Genomic DNA, 235 nt, shown 5'->3' with positions numbered 1-235 from the left:
CCAGTGATGCGGTTCCTGTGGATCGTCCGGCCAAAGGATGGAACAATGTGCGCCCCGCGACTGTACCACGGATGACATCCATGAAACGGCTTCCTCATCCACCAGATTATCACCACCGTACAGCCCGTCTTTATGGGCTACAATTACAACCTCCATTCCAGGTGTGACCTCAGCAACGTTGTCTACAAGATCAATCAGCGAATTCATCGCTGCCTGTGGGATACCTACCTGTATT

General features: G+C 51.9%; 1 protein-coding gene. It reads right to left on the bottom strand.

Annotation, left to right across the window (positions count from 1 at the left end):
• On the bottom strand, positions 1-235 hold a 235-nt coding region (locus LK536_RS59140), incomplete at both ends, for a hypothetical protein (RefSeq protein WP_506092379.1).

This window comes from Clostridium pacaense (assembly GCF_020709765.2).
Classification (GTDB): Bacteria; Bacillota; Clostridia; order Lachnospirales; family Lachnospiraceae; genus Enterocloster; species Enterocloster hominis.
This window is presented reverse-complemented; position numbering and strand designations above follow the sequence as displayed.